This is a genomic window from Massilia aurea, from assembly GCF_014200505.1.
GTDB lineage: Bacteria > Pseudomonadota > Gammaproteobacteria > Burkholderiales > Burkholderiaceae_D > Telluria > Telluria aurea_B.
In genome coordinates this window covers 422,148-437,993 of record NZ_JACHBX010000004.1, presented here as the reverse complement: position 1 = coordinate 437,993, position 15,846 = coordinate 422,148, and the positions used below count along the sequence as shown (strand labels likewise).

Genomic DNA, 15,846 nt, shown 5'->3' with positions numbered 1-15,846 from the left:
TTACGCTGCCTCGCGCCCCAGCAAGCCCTCGATCGCCGCCAGCAGCACCGTCTCCTGGTACGGCTTGCCGAAGTAGGCATTCACGCCCAGCCCGAGCGCCACGTTGCGGTGCTTGTCGGCCGTGCGCGACGTGATCATGATGATCGGGATCGCCTTCGTTGCCTCGTTGCCCCGCACATTGCGGGTCAGGTCGAAGCCGTCCATGCGCGGCATCTCGATATCGACCAGCATCAGGTCCGGCGCCCCCTGCCCGATCAGTTCGAGCGCCTCGATACCGTCCTTGGCCAGCACCACGCGATAGCCTTCGCGTTCGAGCAGGCGCTGCGTCACGCGCCGCACCGTCAGCGAATCGTCGACCACCATTACGGTGGGGCGCCGTACCTGGGCCGCGATGGCCTGCTTCACGCGCGCCTCACCCTGTGGTTGCTGCGCCAGTGCCAGCGGATCGAGGATCAGGACGATCTCGCCCGAACCCAGCACCGTGGCGCCGTCGATGCCCGGCATGCGCGCCAGCTGGCGGCCGATGTTCTTGACCACCACCTCGCGGTTGCCCAGCACTTCGTCGACACGCAGCGCGATGCGGCGGCTGCCGCCATTCAAGACCAGCACGGGCGTCGAACGGTGCGTCGTGATGCGCTCGTCGTCATCCATGCCCAGCAAATCAGGCAAGCCATACAGCGCCAGTTCGTGGCCGGCCAGGTGGATAGTGCCGGCGTCGATCGCGGCGGCCAGATCGGCCTCGCGTACCTGCTGCACCGCCTCGACCAGCGTCGACGGCACCGCATGGGTGCGGCCACCGGCCACCACCAGCACGACCTGCGCCACGGCCAGCGTCAGCGGCAGCGTGATGGTAAAGCGCGCGCCCTGCCCCGCCTCGGACGCCACCGCGACGCGTCCGCCCAGCGCCTGCGCTTCGGAGCGCACCACATCCATACCGACGCCACGCCCGGCCAGTTCGGTCAGCGTGTCCGCCGTCGAAAAGCCCGGCGCGAAAATCAGGTCGGTTACTTGCTCGTCCGGCGCCTCGTCGCCTTCGGCAATCAGGCCGCCGGCCAGCGCCTTGGCGCGGATGCGTTCGAGGTCCAGCCCCGCACCGTCGTCGCTGAAGTTAATTAAGACTTCGTTGCCGTGCTGGCTGACCTGCACCAGCAGCTCGCCCGTTTCGGCCTTGCCGGCGCTTTGACGCGCCGCGCGCGGCTCGATGCCGTGCACGATCGCGTTGCGCAGCAGGTGTTCAAACGGCGCGGCCATCTGTTCCAGCACGCCGCGGTCGATTTCGACGGCGCCGCCCCGGATGTCCAGGTTGACGCGCTTGTCGGTCTCTTTCGCGGTCTGGCGCGCGACGCGGAACAGGCGCTCGGACAGGCTGGCAAACGGCACCATCCGCACCCGCATCAGGTCGCGCTGCAGGTCGCGCGTCATGCGCGCCTGGGCCGACAGTTCTTCGTTGGCCGAATCGACCGTGCGCGCCAGGCTTTCCTGGAACGAGGCGACGTCGTCGACGCTTTCGGCCAACATGCGCGTGAGCTCCTGCAGGCGCGTGAAGCGGTCGAATTCAAGTGGATCGAATTCGCGCTCGCCGGCAATCGACAGGCGCGAGGCGATCTGCGACTCGGCCTGCATCTCGATCTCGCGCAACTGGCGCCGCAGGCGGCCCACGTTGTCCGAGAAGTCGCCAAGCGACGATTTGAGCACGCCGATCTGGTTTTCGAGGCGCGAGCGCGTGATCGACACTTCGCCCGCCTGGTTCACGACGCGGTCGAGGATGTCGGCGCGCACGCGCACCAGCGGTGCGCGGGCCGGCTCGGCCGGCGCGGCCGCGGGGGCATCCACTGAGGCTGGCTCCGAGGCACCGCCAGCCGGCTGCTGCAAGCCCTCGAACAGCAGCATCGCGCTGTCGTAGTTGGCCAGCAGCTCGTCGAACGCGGTCGGCGGCAGCGTCGAGGTGCCGGCATGGACCATGTTCTCGATCTGCGTTTCCAGTTCGTGCGCGTGCTGACCCAGGCGCATCGCGCCGGCCATGCGCGCGCTGCCCTTGACCGTGTGCAGGTCGCGCTGCATGCGCTGCGCGACGCCGGCGTTGGACGGCTCCTGCTGCCACTGGCGCAGATCGTGCCCGATGCGTGGCAGCAGGTCGGTCGCTTCTTCGAGAAAGACCGGCAGCAGGTCGGCGTCGATCTCGTCGACATACCCGCTGGCGCCAACCAGCTCGGGCTCGTGCAGGTCGTCGAGCGCCAGTTCGGGTTCCGGTGCAGGTTCTGGTTCTGGTTCTGGTTCTGGTTCTGGTTCGGCTTCAGGTTCCGGCACCGGTTCTGACGCAGCCTCGGCCAGCACCGCTTCATCGGGCGTCACCGCAACAAAGCCGGCCGCCCCTGGCTGCGGGGCGGCCTGTTCCAGCGCTGGCGCTGCGAACGGGTCGTCACCGAATGCGCTGAAGATGTCGTCGATATCGTCCGAGGCTGCTGCAGGCGCGGCCTCGCGAGGTGCAGGCGCCGGCGCCGTGAATGGCGGCGGCTCGGCCAGCAACTGCTTGTAGGCGTCGGCAAACAGCGTATCGAGACGGCTGGCCAGCGCCGGTTCGAGCTTGTCGAACGGCGATGTGCCCAGGCGCGCGCGCAGGGTGGCCAGCTGTTCGATCAGGTCCGGCTGTGCCGGCGCCAGTTCGCCCAGCGTGAACACGTGCAGCATCGCGCGCATGCGCGCCAGCGTCGTGTCGAACAGGTCCAGCCCGTCCTCGTCGAGGGGTGCGCCCGGCACGGTGAGCTTCTCGAGCGTTCTTTCCAGCGCATGCGCCAGTTCGCACAGGTCGGTGTAGCCGACCGTGGCCGAGGTGCCGGCCAGCGTATGCGCGGCCGTGATCGCATCGGCGGATGCACGCTGCGCCGGGTCCTGGCGCAGCGCGGCGAACGCGTCTTCCAGCGTGGCGCACAGTGATTCGGTTTCGAGCAGGTAGACGTCGTGCAGCGCCTGGCCGATGGTCAGGTCACCCACGCGCCGCACACCATCCTCGCCCGGCGGCGTGATCTGCACGTCGAGTACCGGGATATCGTCAAACTGCGCGTCCAGCTGCACATCAAACTGCTCGTCGAGCTGCACATCCAGCTGGGCATCGGCCGGCGGCTCGAACGCGCCGCCCTCCTGCACCCGCGCCGCTGCCTCGATCAGCGCCGCGCCATCGCGCTGTGGCGCCTGGCCGGCGGCCAGTTCGGCCACCCAGGCATCCAGTTCGGCATAGGCGTGCGCCAGCAGCGCCAGCAGGTCGGCGGTGGCCGCGCGGCCGTCGGCCAGCCAGATGTTCATGACCCGCTCGATGCTGGCCGCGGTCGCGCCAAAGGCTTCCAGGCCCACCATGCGGCTGCTGCCCTTGAGCGTGTGGAAGGCACGGCGCAGGCCCGTCAGCGTTTGCTGGTTGCCCGGCTCGTCGGCCGCGCGCGGCAGCGTCTCGACCACGACGCCGAGCACTTCCTGCGCTTCGGCGATGAAGATCCCGAGCAGTTCGGCATCGACATCGTCCTGTGCGTCGGCTGCGGCGACAGGCGCCACCGGCGTCTCGACGGCGGCGGCGGCATCGGTGAACTCGAACGGCAGTTCGCGCAGCAGCTGTTTCTCAGTGTCGAACGTGAAGCGACCGCGCGCCAGCGCGCTGTCCTGTGCCAGCAGGTCGGCAAAGAACCCCAGGGCGCCGATGTTCTGCGCAATATTGTGCAGCGACGCGTGCTGCGCAGTGACATCGCTGGCGCTGTCGGCCAGCGTGCGTACTGCGTCCTCGACGTGGCGCACCGTCAGCACGGCCTGCTCCTGGTCGAGGATGGCAAACGCGCCCTGCAAGCCATGCAGCACCGGCCCGGCCTGTTCCAGAACCTGGCGTTTGGACGGGTCGTCGTAATAATCGTCGAGCAGTTTTTCGATCTGGCGCAGACCGGCCTTGACCTCGCCCGCCAGCACGGCCACGGTCTGGCCCTGCTGGATCTGGCGCGCCAGTTCGCCCTGCCACTGCGGCGCATCGGGCGGGGTTTCGCCGGCGGCCAGCGCCAGCAGGCGCGCGCCGACGGCTTCGGCGTTCTGCGAAAAATCGTCGGGCAACTGACGCAGCTGGTCCAGGCTGTTCTCGACGAACAGCATGGCCGCCGCCATCTCCAGCCCGAACTGGTCATCGCGCCCCGACTGCACCGAGTCGCCCGCCGCGCGGCCCAGCTCACGCAGCAGTTGCGCGAGCGCCGGCGCGCCCAGCTTGTCGCTGGCGCCGGCCAGGCGCGCCAGCGCGTCGTTGAAATCGTTCTCGATGGCGGCGTCGGGCTTGCCGTCGCCGGCGATCAGGTCCCAGTCCGACTTGGTGCGGGCCAGCGCTTCGCGTGCATCCTTCAGCGCCTGCGGATCGAGTTTTCCGTAGCGCCGTTCGGCGTAGTCGTGCGGCACCGCGCCGTCCAGGTCCAGGGCCTGGCGCAGCGCGCCTGCCTCAGGGCCCGGCGCGCAGGCGGCGGCCACGAAGAACAGCGCATCGCGCAGCATCGTCTCGGGCGAATCCTGCTGGCCCTTGGCCAGGCGCCGCAACTGCAGGTTGATCTGGCCAAAGAGCTGTTTGACATACAGGTCGGTGGCGATCTGGCCGTCGGCCACCACGGTGGCAAACGCATGCAGCGCCTGCCAGAACAGGCGCGCGCGTGCGATTTCCTGCGCGCCGGCGATCGGCGCGATCGCCGCGGCCATGTCGTGCGCCTGCGCGCGGCGCGCGTCGTCGTCGTCGGCCTTGAGGTACGGCAGCAGGGCTTTTTCGAAGTGCGCGCGGCAGGCCGCGATGTCGACCTCGCCCACTGCAGTGCCAGTGGCCGGCAGCTCGGGCAGCACCGACAGATCGAGGGGCAACAGGTCGGCCGGATGGACCTTGGTGTCACCCTGGCGTTCGACCATGTCGCGGTAATACGGGAACAGGCGCGCCGGCTGTTGCGGGGCGCCGCCCAGGAGTTCGTCGAGGTATTCGCCCAGCGCCCCGAAGGCGTCCAGCACCACCTGCACGCTCTCGGCGTTGCAGGCCAACTGGCCGTCCTTGAAACGATCGAGCACCGCTTCGGCGGCGGCGGTGAACACGCCAACGCCTTCGACATCGACCATCTGCAAGGCGCCGTGCGCCTGGTGCAGGTGCGATTTCGCATGCAGCAGCAGCGTTGGCTGCGCCTCGGGCGAGCGGCCCGCGGCGTCGCGCAGGGACGTCGCGGCGCGCGTGAGGGCATCGCGGATTTCGCCAATGACCCAGGACAGCGGGCCGGTATCAAAACTGCTGGAGCGGTTCAAGGTGGTCATCGCCCGGTCAGGATACCACGCGGAAGCGGGACACCGAATCCTTCAATTCCTGCGCCAGCGTGGCCAGTTCCTGAATGGACAGCGCGGTCTGGCGGGTACCCTGGCGGGTCTGTTCGGTCACGGCGAGGATCTGCTGCATCTTGTCGGCCACGCCGGTGGCCTTGGTGGCCTGGCGTTCGGTGGCGGTCGACATGTCGCCGATCAGGTCACCGAGGCGGTTCGAGACGCGCGAAATGTCCGACAGCGCAGCGCCGGCGGCGTCCGACAGGCGCGCCCCCTCGACCACACCCTGCGTCGATTTTTCCATTGCCGCCACCGCGTCGTGGGTGTCGGTCTGAATAGTGCGCACCAGCGCGCCGATCTGCTTGGCCGCGTCGCCCGAGCGTTCGGCCAGGCGCTGCACCTCTTCAGCCACCACCGAGAAGCCGCGCCCTGCTTCGCCGGCCGATGCGGCCTGGATCGCGGCGTTCAGCGCCAGCACGTTGGTCTGCTCGGTAATGTCCGAAATCAGCTCGGTGATCTCGCCGATCTCCTGCGACGATTCGCCCAGGCGCTTGATGCGCTTGGAGGTTTCCTGGATCTGCTCGCGGATCTCCTGCATGCCCTCGATGGCATTTTGCACCGCGGTCGAGCCCTGCGCCGCCGCCGCCACCGACTGGCGCGCCACGTCGGCCGATTCGAGGGCCGAGCGCGACACGTCGGTAATCAGGCCAGCCAGGCGCAGCGTCGTCGTCGACGCATCCTGAATCTCGCGCGATTGCTGTTCGGCCGCGCCCAGCAGCTCGGTCGAGACGTCCTGCGCACCGTTCGATGCGCGCGCCACCTGCTCCGCCGTGCGGATGACCCGCACGACCAGCTCGCGCAGTTCTTCAACCGTGTAGTTGACCGAGTCGGCAATCGCACCCGTGATGTCTTCCGACACCGTCGCCTGCACCGTCAAGTCGCCGTCGGCGACGTCCTGCAGTTCGTTCATCAGGCGCAAAATGGCGGCCTGGTTCTGTTCATTGGTGGCCTTGGCTTCTTCTTCCTTGGTCTGCGCCAGGTGGCGCATCGCTTCGGCTTCCTGGCGGCGTCCTTCGGCGCCGGCGGCGCGTTCACGCGATTCCTGCAGCATGGCGCGGGTGGTGCCCAGGGTGGCCAGCAGCGTGAACACGCCGGCGCCGATGGCCAGCCAGAACCACGGGCTGATCTCGGCCTGGTCACGCTGGTAATCCATGTGCAGCTTGGCGAGCATCACGCGCAGCGGTTCGCTGTCTCGCGAAATCAGGCGCTCGGCGGCGCGGGCGCCGGCGTAGCTGGTCAGGTTGCCGATCAGCGGCGTGACGGTCTTGACGTATTCGCGCAGGCTGTCGCGGGTGCGCGACAGGCGCACGCGCATTTCGAGGTCCGTCAGCGGCGCCAGGCCATAACGGCCGCCACCCTCGAGCAGGCCGTCGACGAGCGTCTCGAGCGTGGCGATGTCGCCCAGGATGTAGGTCACCGCGTTCTGGGTCGAACCCGGCGTGTTGAAGGTCTGTGCGCCGGCCGTCAGGCGCTGGGTCACCGACAGCAGGCTCAATGCCGCCACCTGGCGCCGCGCGTCAGTAGACTCGTCGCGCTGCAGGCGTTCGGCAATGGCGATCAGTTCGGGGCCCACTTCTTCGTACTGGGCCAGACTCCCGCCGAAGGCGATCAGGTTGCGCCGGTTGCCGAGAATGTTGGCAGCGGCCTTGGACGAGCGGTTCCACAGCACGATGGCTTTTTGCAGGTCGTCGGCGCGGGGACCGCTGGCGGCGGGAATGCGGCCGGTCGGCGACTGGCCGCCACGCGCCAGCAGATCGAGTTCGCGACCCAGCTCGGTGCGGCTCTCTTCCAGCTGGAGGAACGCTTGCGCATCGCCGCGCAGCGCGATCGGCGCCGCCTTGGCGAAACGCTGCGAGTGCATCACGGCGTCACCGGCCACCTGGCTCTGCCCCGCCAGGCGGGCGTCGCTGGCAGCGTTCTGCCACATGGCCAGCACGGTCAGCACCGCGCCGGCGGCAACGGCCCCCAGCAACAGGCGCAGGCGATTCGGCTGGAAGCTGCCCCCCATGAGCGTGGTGCGCATGTCGCCCGCGCCTTCGGCAACGGCGTCGTCGCGGCCACGAAAGCCGCCCAGGCGGCGCGCCGCTGCGGCGGCCGAACCACTGGCAACCGCGTCAGGCGCCGCAGCGTCGGCGACGGGGACCGGCGTGACCGGCCGCACTGCGTCATCGGCTGCGCCACCCCTGGCGAAGACATTCATGGTCAATTTCGAGGCGAATCCCATTCCGGCTCCCTGTGCTGCAATTAGTGTGTTCGGTTAGCGTGCAATGTGCAGGAAGCGCTCTTCGCGCACCAGCGCCGCCAGCGACAGCGGCATCCATGTGTTGCCATCGGCATCGCGCAGGGCGTCGCCGTCGCGCGTCATCGTCCCGGCATGGCGCAAGCCATACACCGCGGACGCGAGCAGCGCGCAATTCAAGCCCAGGGCTGGCGCGAACACCAGCAAGCGCGGGGTGCTGCCAGGGACCGCCGCTGCGGCCACGTGCCCGTCATCGAGATAGCGCGCCAGGTCGATCACGCCCAGCAGGCTGCCGCGCACATTGGCCAGCCCCAGGTACCACGGGCGGGTCAGCGGCACGGGCGTGACCGGCACGGGCGCGACGATCTCGCCCACTTCGGCCAGGTCGACCAGGTAGCGCGCGCCGCCGATGGCCAGGCCAAGCTGGGCCACGCTGGCGCCGGCACCGTTCTTGGCCGCCTGCATCCGTTCGAGCAGCTGTTCCTGGTACAGGCGCAGGCGGGTGCGCCGCGCCGCGGGATCGCGGCGGCCTGCACGTTCGTCCGCGCCGCCGGTGGTCATGCCTTCACGCCGCCGGCTGCGTCACCCGGCACGGCCAGCGCCGCAATGGCCGCCAGCAGGCGCGCCGGATCGACCGGCTTGACCAGGTATTCCTTGGCACCCTGGCGCATGCCCCAGATCCGGTCGGTTTCCTGGTCCTTGCTGCTGCAGATGATGATCGGCAGCGCCGCCAGTTCGGGGTCGCGCGAAATGGCGCGCGTCACCTGGAAGCCGTTGGTGCCGGGCATGACCACGTCCATCAGGATCAGTTGCGGGCGCTCGGCGCGAATGCGCTCGATCGCTTCATCGCCACTGACGGCGGTGCATACGGTAAAGCCGTTCTTGACCAGGATGTCGGTCAGGTACAGTCGTTCGGTCGGCGAATCGTCGACGATGAGAATCTTTTGAATGGCCACGCAGGGCTCCAGCGTTGGTTGAATCGTCAGCCTGCCGCCGGCGCATGCTCGCGCACGGCCGCCAGCAGGCTGTCTTTGGTAAAGGGTTTGGTCAGGTAGGCGCTGGCACCAACCATCGCGCCGCGCGCGCGGTCGAACAGGCCGTCCTTCGACGAGAGCATCAGCACCGGGGTCGCGTGAAAACGCACGCTCTTCTTGATCAGCGCGCAGGTCTGGTAGCCATCGAGGCGCGGCATCAGGATGTCGCAAAACACGAGCGCAGGATGGTGGTCGTTGATCTTGGCGAGCGCGTCGAAGCCATCGTCGGCCAGCACCACGTGGTAGCCCGCCTGGGTCAGGAAGATCTCTGCTGACCGGCGGATCGTGCTGCTGTCATCGATCACCATGATGGTCAGGCTTGATGATTGCGGCGATGTCGTCATGGTCGTTTCACTTCGGCTTGAAGTGCCACGATAGCATAACGAATCTTTCTTGTGCGCAAAGTGTTGCAGGGAGTCAACTACACGTTTGCGATGGCATCAGGGGCTTATCAGGATGCCATGCAAGCACAACAACAGGTGTTATATCGCTGTCATTTCAAAGTCGTCCTTGCGTGCGCCGCACTCGGGACAGGTCCAGTTCATCGGTACGTCGGCCCAACGGGTGCCCGGCGCGATGCCGTCCTCCGGTGCGCCGGCAGCTTCATCGTAGACCCAACCGCAGATCAGGCACATCCAGGTCAGGAACGGGGCGGTGGATTCAGTACTCACGGTGTTGATCCTTGTATCTAGTAAAATGTGGAATCAGAATCCGGCATCTTAATCTACCCGTCGTGCAAAACCAACCGTTACCCCTCATCCTGAGTTTTGGCGTCTGCGATCCCGTCGGCGCGCTGGGCGTGCAATCGGACGTCGCCGCCTTTGCCGCCCTCGGGTGCCACGGGCTGTCGGCCATTGCGGGTCTGCTGGTGTCCGACAGCGCCCGCGTCGAGCACATGTATGAACTCGACAGCGACTGGATGGCCGAACAGGCGCGCGCGCTGCTCGAAGACATGCCGATCGCCGCCTTCAAGGTTGGCGCCGTGGGCACTGCGATGCACCTGGCCGCCATTGCCGAGATCGTGTCCGACTACCCGGACGCCCCGCTGATCCTCGATCCGTTCCTGTCGGCCCTGCCCGACGCCGGCATGGGCGACGAAGAAATGCTGATGGCACTGCGTTCCATTCTGGCGCCGCAAGCCACGGCCCTGATCCTGTCGCAGGCCGAACTGGGCCGGATGGCCGAGCTGTGGCGCGACGGCGGCGACGCCGATCCCGGCAATCTCGACGAAGACGTGGCCGAACTGACCTCGTCCGGCCTGCAGTACGTGCTCGTCACCGGCACGCGCGACACGGCCGGCGCCTGCTCGAACCGCCTGTTCGACACCAGCGGCGAAGTTGCGCGGGTCGACTGGCAGCACCTGCCCGGCCCGTTCCTGGGCGCCGGCAACACGTATTCGGCCGCGTTCACCGCCCTCATGGCGCGCGGCATGGATGCGCCGACCGCGCTGGCCGTGGCGCAGGAATACACCACCGGCGCGCTCGAGAACGCACAACGCTTCGGGATGGGCAAATTCATTCCCGCCAAATTCTTCCGTCCCTGAGTTTCAAGCGCGCTGCGCGGGACGGTCTTTCCTCTTCTTGAAACGTCAACATGACCACTGAACAAGCCACCTCGCGTAACGACACCCTGTTTGCCCGTGCCCAACTGACCACGCCCGGCGGCGTCAATTCGCCGGTGCGCGCCTTCCGCTCGGTCGGCGGCACCCCGCGCTTCATCACGCGCGCCCTCGGCCCGCACTTCTGGGACGCCGACGGCAAGCGCTACATCGACTACATCGGCTCGTGGGGCCCGGCCATCCTTGGCCACGCCCGCCCTGAAGTGGTATCGGCCGTCCAGGCCGCCGCCGCCAACGGCCTGTCGTTCGGCGCGCCGACCGAAGGCGAAATCGAGATCGCCGAAGAAATCTGCCGCCTGCTGCCATCGATCGAGCAGGTGCGCCTGGTCTCGTCCGGCACCGAAGCGACGATGAGCGCGCTGCGCCTGGCGCGCGGCGCCACCGGCCGCGACAAGATCGTCAAGTTCGAGGGCTGCTACCACGGCCACGCCGATTCGCTGCTGGTGAAAGCCGGCAGCGGCCTGCTCACTTTCGGCAATCCGACCTCGGCCGGCGTGCCGGAAGACTTCGTCAAGCACACGCTCGTGCTTGACTACAACGACGTGGCGCAACTGGAAGACGCGTTCGCGACGATGGGCGACGAAATCGCCTGCGTGATCGTCGAGCCCGTCGCCGGCAACATGAACCTGATCCGCGCCACGCCTGCATTCCTGCAGAGCATGCGCGACTTGTGCACGAAGCACGGCGCCGTGCTGATCTTCGACGAAGTGATGTGCGGCTTCCGCGTCGGCCTGCAGGGCGCGCAGGGCATGTACGGCATCCAGCCCGACCTGACAGCACTGGGCAAGGTCATCGGCGGCGGCATGCCGGTGGCGGCCTTTGGCGGGCGCGCCGAGCTGATGCAGAAGATGGCGCCGATCGGCCCGGTGTACCAGGCCGGCACGCTGTCGGGCAATCCAGTGGCGGTGGCGGCGGGCATGACGACGCTCAAGCTGATCCAGGAAGCCGGGTTCTATGAGCGCCTGAGCGCCACGGCGAACCGCCTGGTGGCCGGCTTGACCGACGCCGCGCGCGAAGCGGGCATCGACTTCTGCGGCGACGCCGTGGGCGGCATGTTCGGCATGTACTTCTCGAAGGAAATCCCGGGCAGCTACAGCGAAATGATGGCCGGCGACAAGGAGCGCTTCAACCGCTTCTTCCACGGCATGCTGGACGAAGGCGTGTACTTTGCCCCGGCGATGTTCGAGGCAGGCTTCGTGTCGATCCAGCACGACGACGCGGCGATCGATGAGACCATCGAAGCGGCGCGGCGCGTGTTCAAGCGGATCGGGTGATTATCAAACAAGTTCTTGTGAAATCATGAACGTTATTCCGGCATGTATTCCGGGCACGCCTGCCGCTAGCAGGTCTCGCCCGGCATGCTCTTTCCTGTTTTGAGGTCGAGCCCCACGAAGCATGTGTACGGGGCAGACTTTATCTCGTGGTCGTAGGCACATGTGACATCGCCACGCTGTCTGATACGCACGCCGGTTGACGCGCCACAGGCCTGCTTCTGGTTGGCGCCGAGCGAATCGAACAGTTCTTTTGCCAGTGACCCTTCGATCATCAGCGAAAGCTTCTGACTGCCTGCCCTGGGCGGCTCCTTTTCGCTGAGACTGCCCGAATACATCAAGTAGCTGGTCTTCGTGCTGGCATAGTCGCCGTCCCATTGCCTGGGCGTTTCGGCGTATGAAGGTGGAAGCATCAGTATCGACAAGAAAAGCATCACAGGACGTTTCATGGCTGCGCCTTCACTTGAATTCGACATGAAAATGGTTGTCATGGCCGCGAAGCGCCAGGACACCAGGGATGCTTATTTCAGCCAGCCACGCCTTCTGAAATACCACAGCGGTGCCACGCCGCAGCCAATCATCAACGCAATGGCGAACGGATAACCGAAGCGCCATTGCAGCTCGGGCAGCACGGCGAAGTTCATGCCGTAGACGCTGGCGATGAGGGTCGGTGGCAGGAACGCGACCGAGGCCACCGAGAAGATCTTGATGATCTTGTTCTGGTTGATGTTGATGAAGCCGACCGTGGCGTCCATCAGGAAGTTCACCTTGTCGAACAGGAACGAGGTGTGGCCGTCGAGCGACTCGATGTCGCGCAGGATCTGGCGCGCTTCCTCGAACTGGTCCGAGTTCAGCAGGCGCCCGCGCATCAGGAAGCTGACTGCGCGGCGCGTGTCCATCATGTTGCGGCGGATGCGGCCGTTCAAGTCTTCCTCGTGTGCGATCGCGTTCAGTGCCGCGGCCGCATCCTGGTCGGTAAATTCTTTCTGCAGCACGCGGGTCGAGACCTCTTCGAGGCTTTCGTAGATGCCCTCGAGCGAGTCGGCCGAATACTCGGCGTCGGTCGCGTACAGGTCGAGCAGCACGTCCATATAGTCTTCGATCGAGCCGGGCCGCGAACGGGCGCGCATGCGCACCAGGCGGAACACCGGCAAGTCGTCGTTGTGCACCGAGAACAGGATCTTGCCCGACAAGATGAACGCGACCGTGATCACGCGCGACGGGCCGTCTTCTTCTTCGAGCAGGAAGTCGGTGCGCAGGTGCAGGTCGCCATTTTCGGCTTCGTAATAACGCGCCGACGCTTCGATATCCTGGACTTCGTCTTCGCCCGGCAGGATCACGTTGTACTTGGCCTTGACCCAGACGCGCTCTTCCTCGCTCGGGTCGGTCAGGTCGACCCAGACCGGCGCCACGCTCTCGAGTTCCTCGCGGGATTCGATCGTGACCTGGTTCAGGCGGCCGTTCTGTAGGACGAATACATTGATCATGCGCTGGGTCTCGCTATTCTTGGCCGGTCGACAAAAGTAGCGCAAGTGTAACCGTTTGCCCGCCGCGGAGCCAACTCCAGCGCCATAAACGCGTGTTTATGGCCGCTCATCCGCACGTGGCACGTCGGCCGACGGGATCCGGCGCTGGATCGTGCTGGTGCGGCGCTCCAGGTAGCGGGTCGAGCGGTTCTTGTCGTAGAAGCGCGGATTAGGCAGCATCACGGCCAGGCGCGCGGCCTGCGCCGTGCTCAGCTTGGCGGCAGACGTCTTGAAGTAGTAGCGCGCCGCCGCTTCGGCGCCGAACACGCCACGGCCGAACTCGGCCACATTCAGGTAGATTTCCAGGATGCGCTGCTTGCTCATCACGGCTTCGAGCATGAACGCGATGATCGTTTCCTGGCCCTTGCGCAGATAGCTGCGCGAGCCGGACAGGAACAGGTTCTTGGCCAGTTGCTGCGTGATGGTCGAGCCGCCGCCCACCAGCTTGCCCCGGCGCTCGTTGCGCTCGTAGGTGCGCTCGATGGCTTTCAGGTCCACCCCGTAGTGCTCGTTGAAATTGGCGTCTTCGGACGCCACCACCGCACGTTTCAGATTGTATGAAATCCGCTCGTACGGCACCCACTCGTGCTTGAGCGTCGCGTTGGGATTCGTTTCGCGCAGTACCGACAATTGTGCGCGCATGAAGCTGGTGGAGCCGGGATCGACCTGCGAATACCAGCACACCATCAGGAAGAAATACAGCTGGACCAGCAGCACGAGCAGCAGCGGCCCCAGAAAAATCCACTTGATCCAGCGCCGCTTGGCTGGCGATTTCGCTGAACCTTTCGATGATCCCTTCGCTGGTGCCTTCGCTGTTCCCTTGCTATGCGATGTAGCCACGGGTTACCCCTGTTATTGTGATTGACGCATCGATGCCAGCACGTGCGCCGTGCCCGGCCGCTTGCCCCGCCACAGCGCGAACGCTTCGGCGGCCTGCTCCACCAGCATGCCCAGGCCGTCGCGCACGGTGGCGCCATGACCCGCAGCAAAGTCCATGAACACGGTAGGCTTGTTTCCGTACATCATATCCAACGCGAGCGTGTCCGGACCGAATACCGTCGCCGGCACCGGCGGCACGGCAGCGTCCAGGCTGGCCGACGTCGCATTGATGATCACGTCGAACGGCCCATCGACATCGGCGAAGCCGCTGACCGCCAAGCGCGCCGCATGGTCGGCAAATTCGGCCACCAGCGCCTCGGCGGTGGCCAGCGTGCGGTTGGCAATGACGATCTGGCGCGGACCGGCATCGAGCAACGGCAGCAGCGCGCCGCGCGCGGCGCCACCGGCGCCCAGCAGCAGCACGCGTTTGCCGTCCAGCGACACACCCGCATTGCGCACGATGTCGGCCACCAGGCCCACGCCGTCGGTGTTGTCGCCGACGATCTCGCCGCCATCGAACACCAGCGTATTGACGGCGCCGGCCGCCTGCGCGCGCGGGGTCAGCCGCGTGGCCAGGCGCGCTGCTTCGAGCTTGAATGGCACGGTGACGTTGGCGCCCTTGTAGCCTTCGCCGATCAGGCGCGCCACCGTCGCGGCAAAGCCATCGACGGGCGCCAGGCATTGTTCATACTGGAGATCCTCGCCCAGCTCTGCGGCATATTGCGCGTGGATCCGGGGTGACTTGCTGTGGGCAATCGGATTGCCGATAACGCAGTAACGGTCGGTCATGGCGAGGCATTCCCCAGGGTTGCGCGCAGACTGTCTTCGCGGGTGAACTGGAAGCGCGTAAACACTTCCCACAAATCGTCCTTGCCCTTGGTGCGCATATTGGCCGGGAACGCGCCGTACGGCGCCGAGCGGCGCACGATGTCGAGCGCCGCCTTGTCGAGCGCAGGATTGCCCGAGCTGCGCTCGACCTTCGGGCCGCCATCCTTCAGGTACAACGTGCCGTCCTGGTAGACGGGGATGTACACCACCAGCTCGCCATACAGCTTCTTGCCGGCCTGCTGCGGGAAGTTCAGCGTGCCGACTTCCTCGATCCGCTTCTGCATCGCCTTGTAGTACAGCGCGTACCCGGCCTCGCGCGTGCTCGGCGTGATCTTCGTGCGTTTCGGGCGGCGGTTTTCTTCTTCGATGCGCTCGAAGATTTCAGCGGCGCTGCGCGAAATGGCGCGCGACGTGTCGAGGTTGTCTTCGCCCGTGCGCGACGGGTCCGGCTTTTCCCGTTCGGTCACTGGCGGCGCAGTAAAGCTCGACGTGCGGGCGCGCGTGACGACGTCCTGCTGGATCTGTTCGAGCGCGGCGATGCGCCGCTGCAGCGCCTTGATGCTGTCGCCATCCTCGACCTTGCGCAGGTCGGGCAGCGGCGACTTGGCGCGGCCCGCTTCGGCCGTGCCGCCGCCGTCCAGGTTCGCTTGGGCCAGTGCATCGGCTTTGGCCGGCGCGCGGTCGTGCTTGGCGTTGACCAGAATGACTTCGAGCCCCGGGTCGGCCGGGGTCTGGCGAAATGTTTCAGGCGCAGCAAAGCGCACCGCCAGCAGCGCCGCGTGGGCTGCCACCGATACGGCCAGGGCAATGATCAGGGGACGGTTGTGTAGGAGAGACTTCACGCGCTGCGGGTGAGAATTGAATCGGAGAATTGATTCATTCTAACCTGAGGCGAACCCATAGGGGGAGGTGGAATTGGCGTGCGGGATAACGTGGTGCGTTCAACAATATCAGCCAGAGGGTTGAATAGCCTTGCCAATCCTTCAATGTCCGCTTGATCTCAGGCACCTACGCCCCCTGACTCGTGACAAGCCTACAGCGTCATACAGGGTAAATAATCGTCGGTCTTATCCAACTCACAACGGAGAGC

13 protein-coding genes are annotated in these 15,846 nt (G+C 66.3%); 2 read left to right on the top strand and 11 right to left on the bottom strand.

What is annotated here, in order from left to right:
- The 6 genes from HD842_RS19045 to HD842_RS19020 form a co-directional block, all read right to left on the bottom strand.
- Complete coding sequence (locus HD842_RS19045; RefSeq protein WP_183556320.1) at positions 1-5,298, bottom strand: hybrid sensor histidine kinase/response regulator; 5,298 nt, start codon at positions 5,296-5,298, stop codon at positions 1-3.
- Positions 5,299-5,305: 7 nt separating this feature from the next.
- A complete protein-coding gene (locus HD842_RS19040) occupies positions 5,306-7,561 on the bottom strand; it encodes a methyl-accepting chemotaxis protein (RefSeq protein ID WP_229424831.1) in 2,256 nt (751 codons plus the stop codon).
- Positions 7,562-7,618: 57 nt separating this feature from the next.
- Positions 7,619-8,161: a chemotaxis protein CheW gene (locus HD842_RS19035; protein WP_183556318.1), complete on the bottom strand. Its 543-nt coding sequence runs from the start codon at positions 8,159-8,161 to the stop codon at positions 7,619-7,621.
- Positions 8,158-8,556 (bottom strand): response regulator, encoded by a 399-nt coding sequence (locus tag HD842_RS19030; protein ID WP_370660854.1) that lies wholly within the window; start codon positions 8,554-8,556, stop codon positions 8,158-8,160. Before HD842_RS19030 ends, HD842_RS19035 begins: the two co-directional genes overlap by 4 nt.
- A gap of 26 nt (positions 8,557-8,582) precedes the next feature.
- Complete coding sequence (locus HD842_RS19025; RefSeq protein WP_183556317.1) at positions 8,583-8,978, bottom strand: response regulator; 396 nt, start codon at positions 8,976-8,978, stop codon at positions 8,583-8,585.
- A gap of 138 nt (positions 8,979-9,116) precedes the next feature.
- A complete protein-coding gene (locus HD842_RS19020) occupies positions 9,117-9,269 on the bottom strand; it encodes a rubredoxin (protein WP_036170087.1) in 153 nt (50 codons plus the stop codon).
- Between the two features lie 98 nt (positions 9,270-9,367).
- On the opposite strand from HD842_RS19020, the gene thiD reads away from it, so the two are divergent.
- Positions 9,368-10,177, top strand: coding sequence for a bifunctional hydroxymethylpyrimidine kinase/phosphomethylpyrimidine kinase (gene thiD / locus HD842_RS19015; protein ID WP_183556316.1), 810 nt, complete (start codon positions 9,368-9,370; stop codon positions 10,175-10,177).
- A gap of 50 nt (positions 10,178-10,227) precedes the next feature.
- Complete coding sequence (gene hemL / locus HD842_RS19010) at positions 10,228-11,526, top strand: glutamate-1-semialdehyde 2,1-aminomutase (RefSeq protein WP_183556315.1); 1,299 nt, start codon at positions 10,228-10,230, stop codon at positions 11,524-11,526.
- Positions 11,527-11,591: 65 nt separating this feature from the next.
- Here the strand turns inward: hemL and HD842_RS19005 are convergent, their stop codons facing one another.
- The 5 genes from HD842_RS19005 to HD842_RS18985 form a co-directional block, all read right to left on the bottom strand.
- Positions 11,592-12,014 (bottom strand): hypothetical protein, encoded by a 423-nt coding sequence (locus HD842_RS19005; protein WP_229424830.1) that lies wholly within the window; start codon positions 12,012-12,014, stop codon positions 11,592-11,594.
- A 30-nt stretch (positions 12,015-12,044) separates the two neighbouring features.
- A complete protein-coding gene (gene corA / locus HD842_RS19000; protein WP_183556314.1) occupies positions 12,045-13,010 on the bottom strand; it encodes a magnesium/cobalt transporter CorA in 966 nt (321 codons plus the stop codon).
- A 96-nt stretch (positions 13,011-13,106) separates the two neighbouring features.
- The gene (gene mtgA, locus HD842_RS18995) at positions 13,107-13,889 is read right to left on the bottom strand and encodes a monofunctional biosynthetic peptidoglycan transglycosylase (RefSeq protein ID WP_183556313.1); all 783 of its coding nucleotides are present in this window, start codon (positions 13,887-13,889) and stop codon (positions 13,107-13,109) included.
- Between the two features lie 12 nt (positions 13,890-13,901).
- The gene (gene aroE / locus HD842_RS18990) at positions 13,902-14,717 is read right to left on the bottom strand and encodes a shikimate dehydrogenase (RefSeq protein ID WP_183556312.1); all 816 of its coding nucleotides are present in this window, start codon (positions 14,715-14,717) and stop codon (positions 13,902-13,904) included.
- Positions 14,714-15,598 carry an energy transducer TonB gene (locus HD842_RS18985; RefSeq protein WP_370660853.1) on the bottom strand — a complete coding sequence of 295 codons (885 nt, stop codon included), beginning with the start codon at positions 15,596-15,598 and terminating at the stop codon, positions 14,714-14,716. The genes aroE and HD842_RS18985 overlap by 4 nt, the downstream gene beginning before the upstream one ends.
- Between the last annotated feature and the right edge of the window lie 248 nt (positions 15,599-15,846).

Excerpts from the sequence above, each read along its gene's own strand:
- HD842_RS19045 (WP_183556320.1), bottom strand. The coding sequence starts at position 5,298 with ATGACCACCTTGAACCGCTCCAGCAGTTTTGATACCGGCCCGCTGTCC.
- HD842_RS19040 (WP_229424831.1), bottom strand. The coding sequence starts at position 7,561 with ATGAATGTCTTCGCCAGGGGTGGCGCAGCCGATGACGCAGTGCGGCCG.
- HD842_RS19035 (WP_183556318.1), bottom strand. The coding sequence starts at position 8,161 with ATGACCACCGGCGGCGCGGACGAACGTGCAGGCCGCCGCGATCCCGCG.
- HD842_RS19025 (WP_183556317.1), bottom strand. The coding sequence starts at position 8,978 with ATGACGACATCGCCGCAATCATCAAGCCTGACCATCATGGTGATCGAT.
- HD842_RS19020 (WP_036170087.1), bottom strand. The coding sequence starts at position 9,269 with ATGTGCCTGATCTGCGGTTGGGTCTACGATGAAGCTGCCGGCGCACCG.
- hemL (WP_183556315.1), top strand. The coding sequence starts at position 10,228 with ATGACCACTGAACAAGCCACCTCGCGTAACGACACCCTGTTTGCCCGT.
- HD842_RS19005 (WP_229424830.1), bottom strand. The coding sequence starts at position 12,014 with ATGACAACCATTTTCATGTCGAATTCAAGTGAAGGCGCAGCCATGAAA.
- corA (WP_183556314.1), bottom strand. The coding sequence starts at position 13,010 with ATGATCAATGTATTCGTCCTACAGAACGGCCGCCTGAACCAGGTCACG.
- aroE (WP_183556312.1), bottom strand. The coding sequence starts at position 14,717 with ATGACCGACCGTTACTGCGTTATCGGCAATCCGATTGCCCACAGCAAG.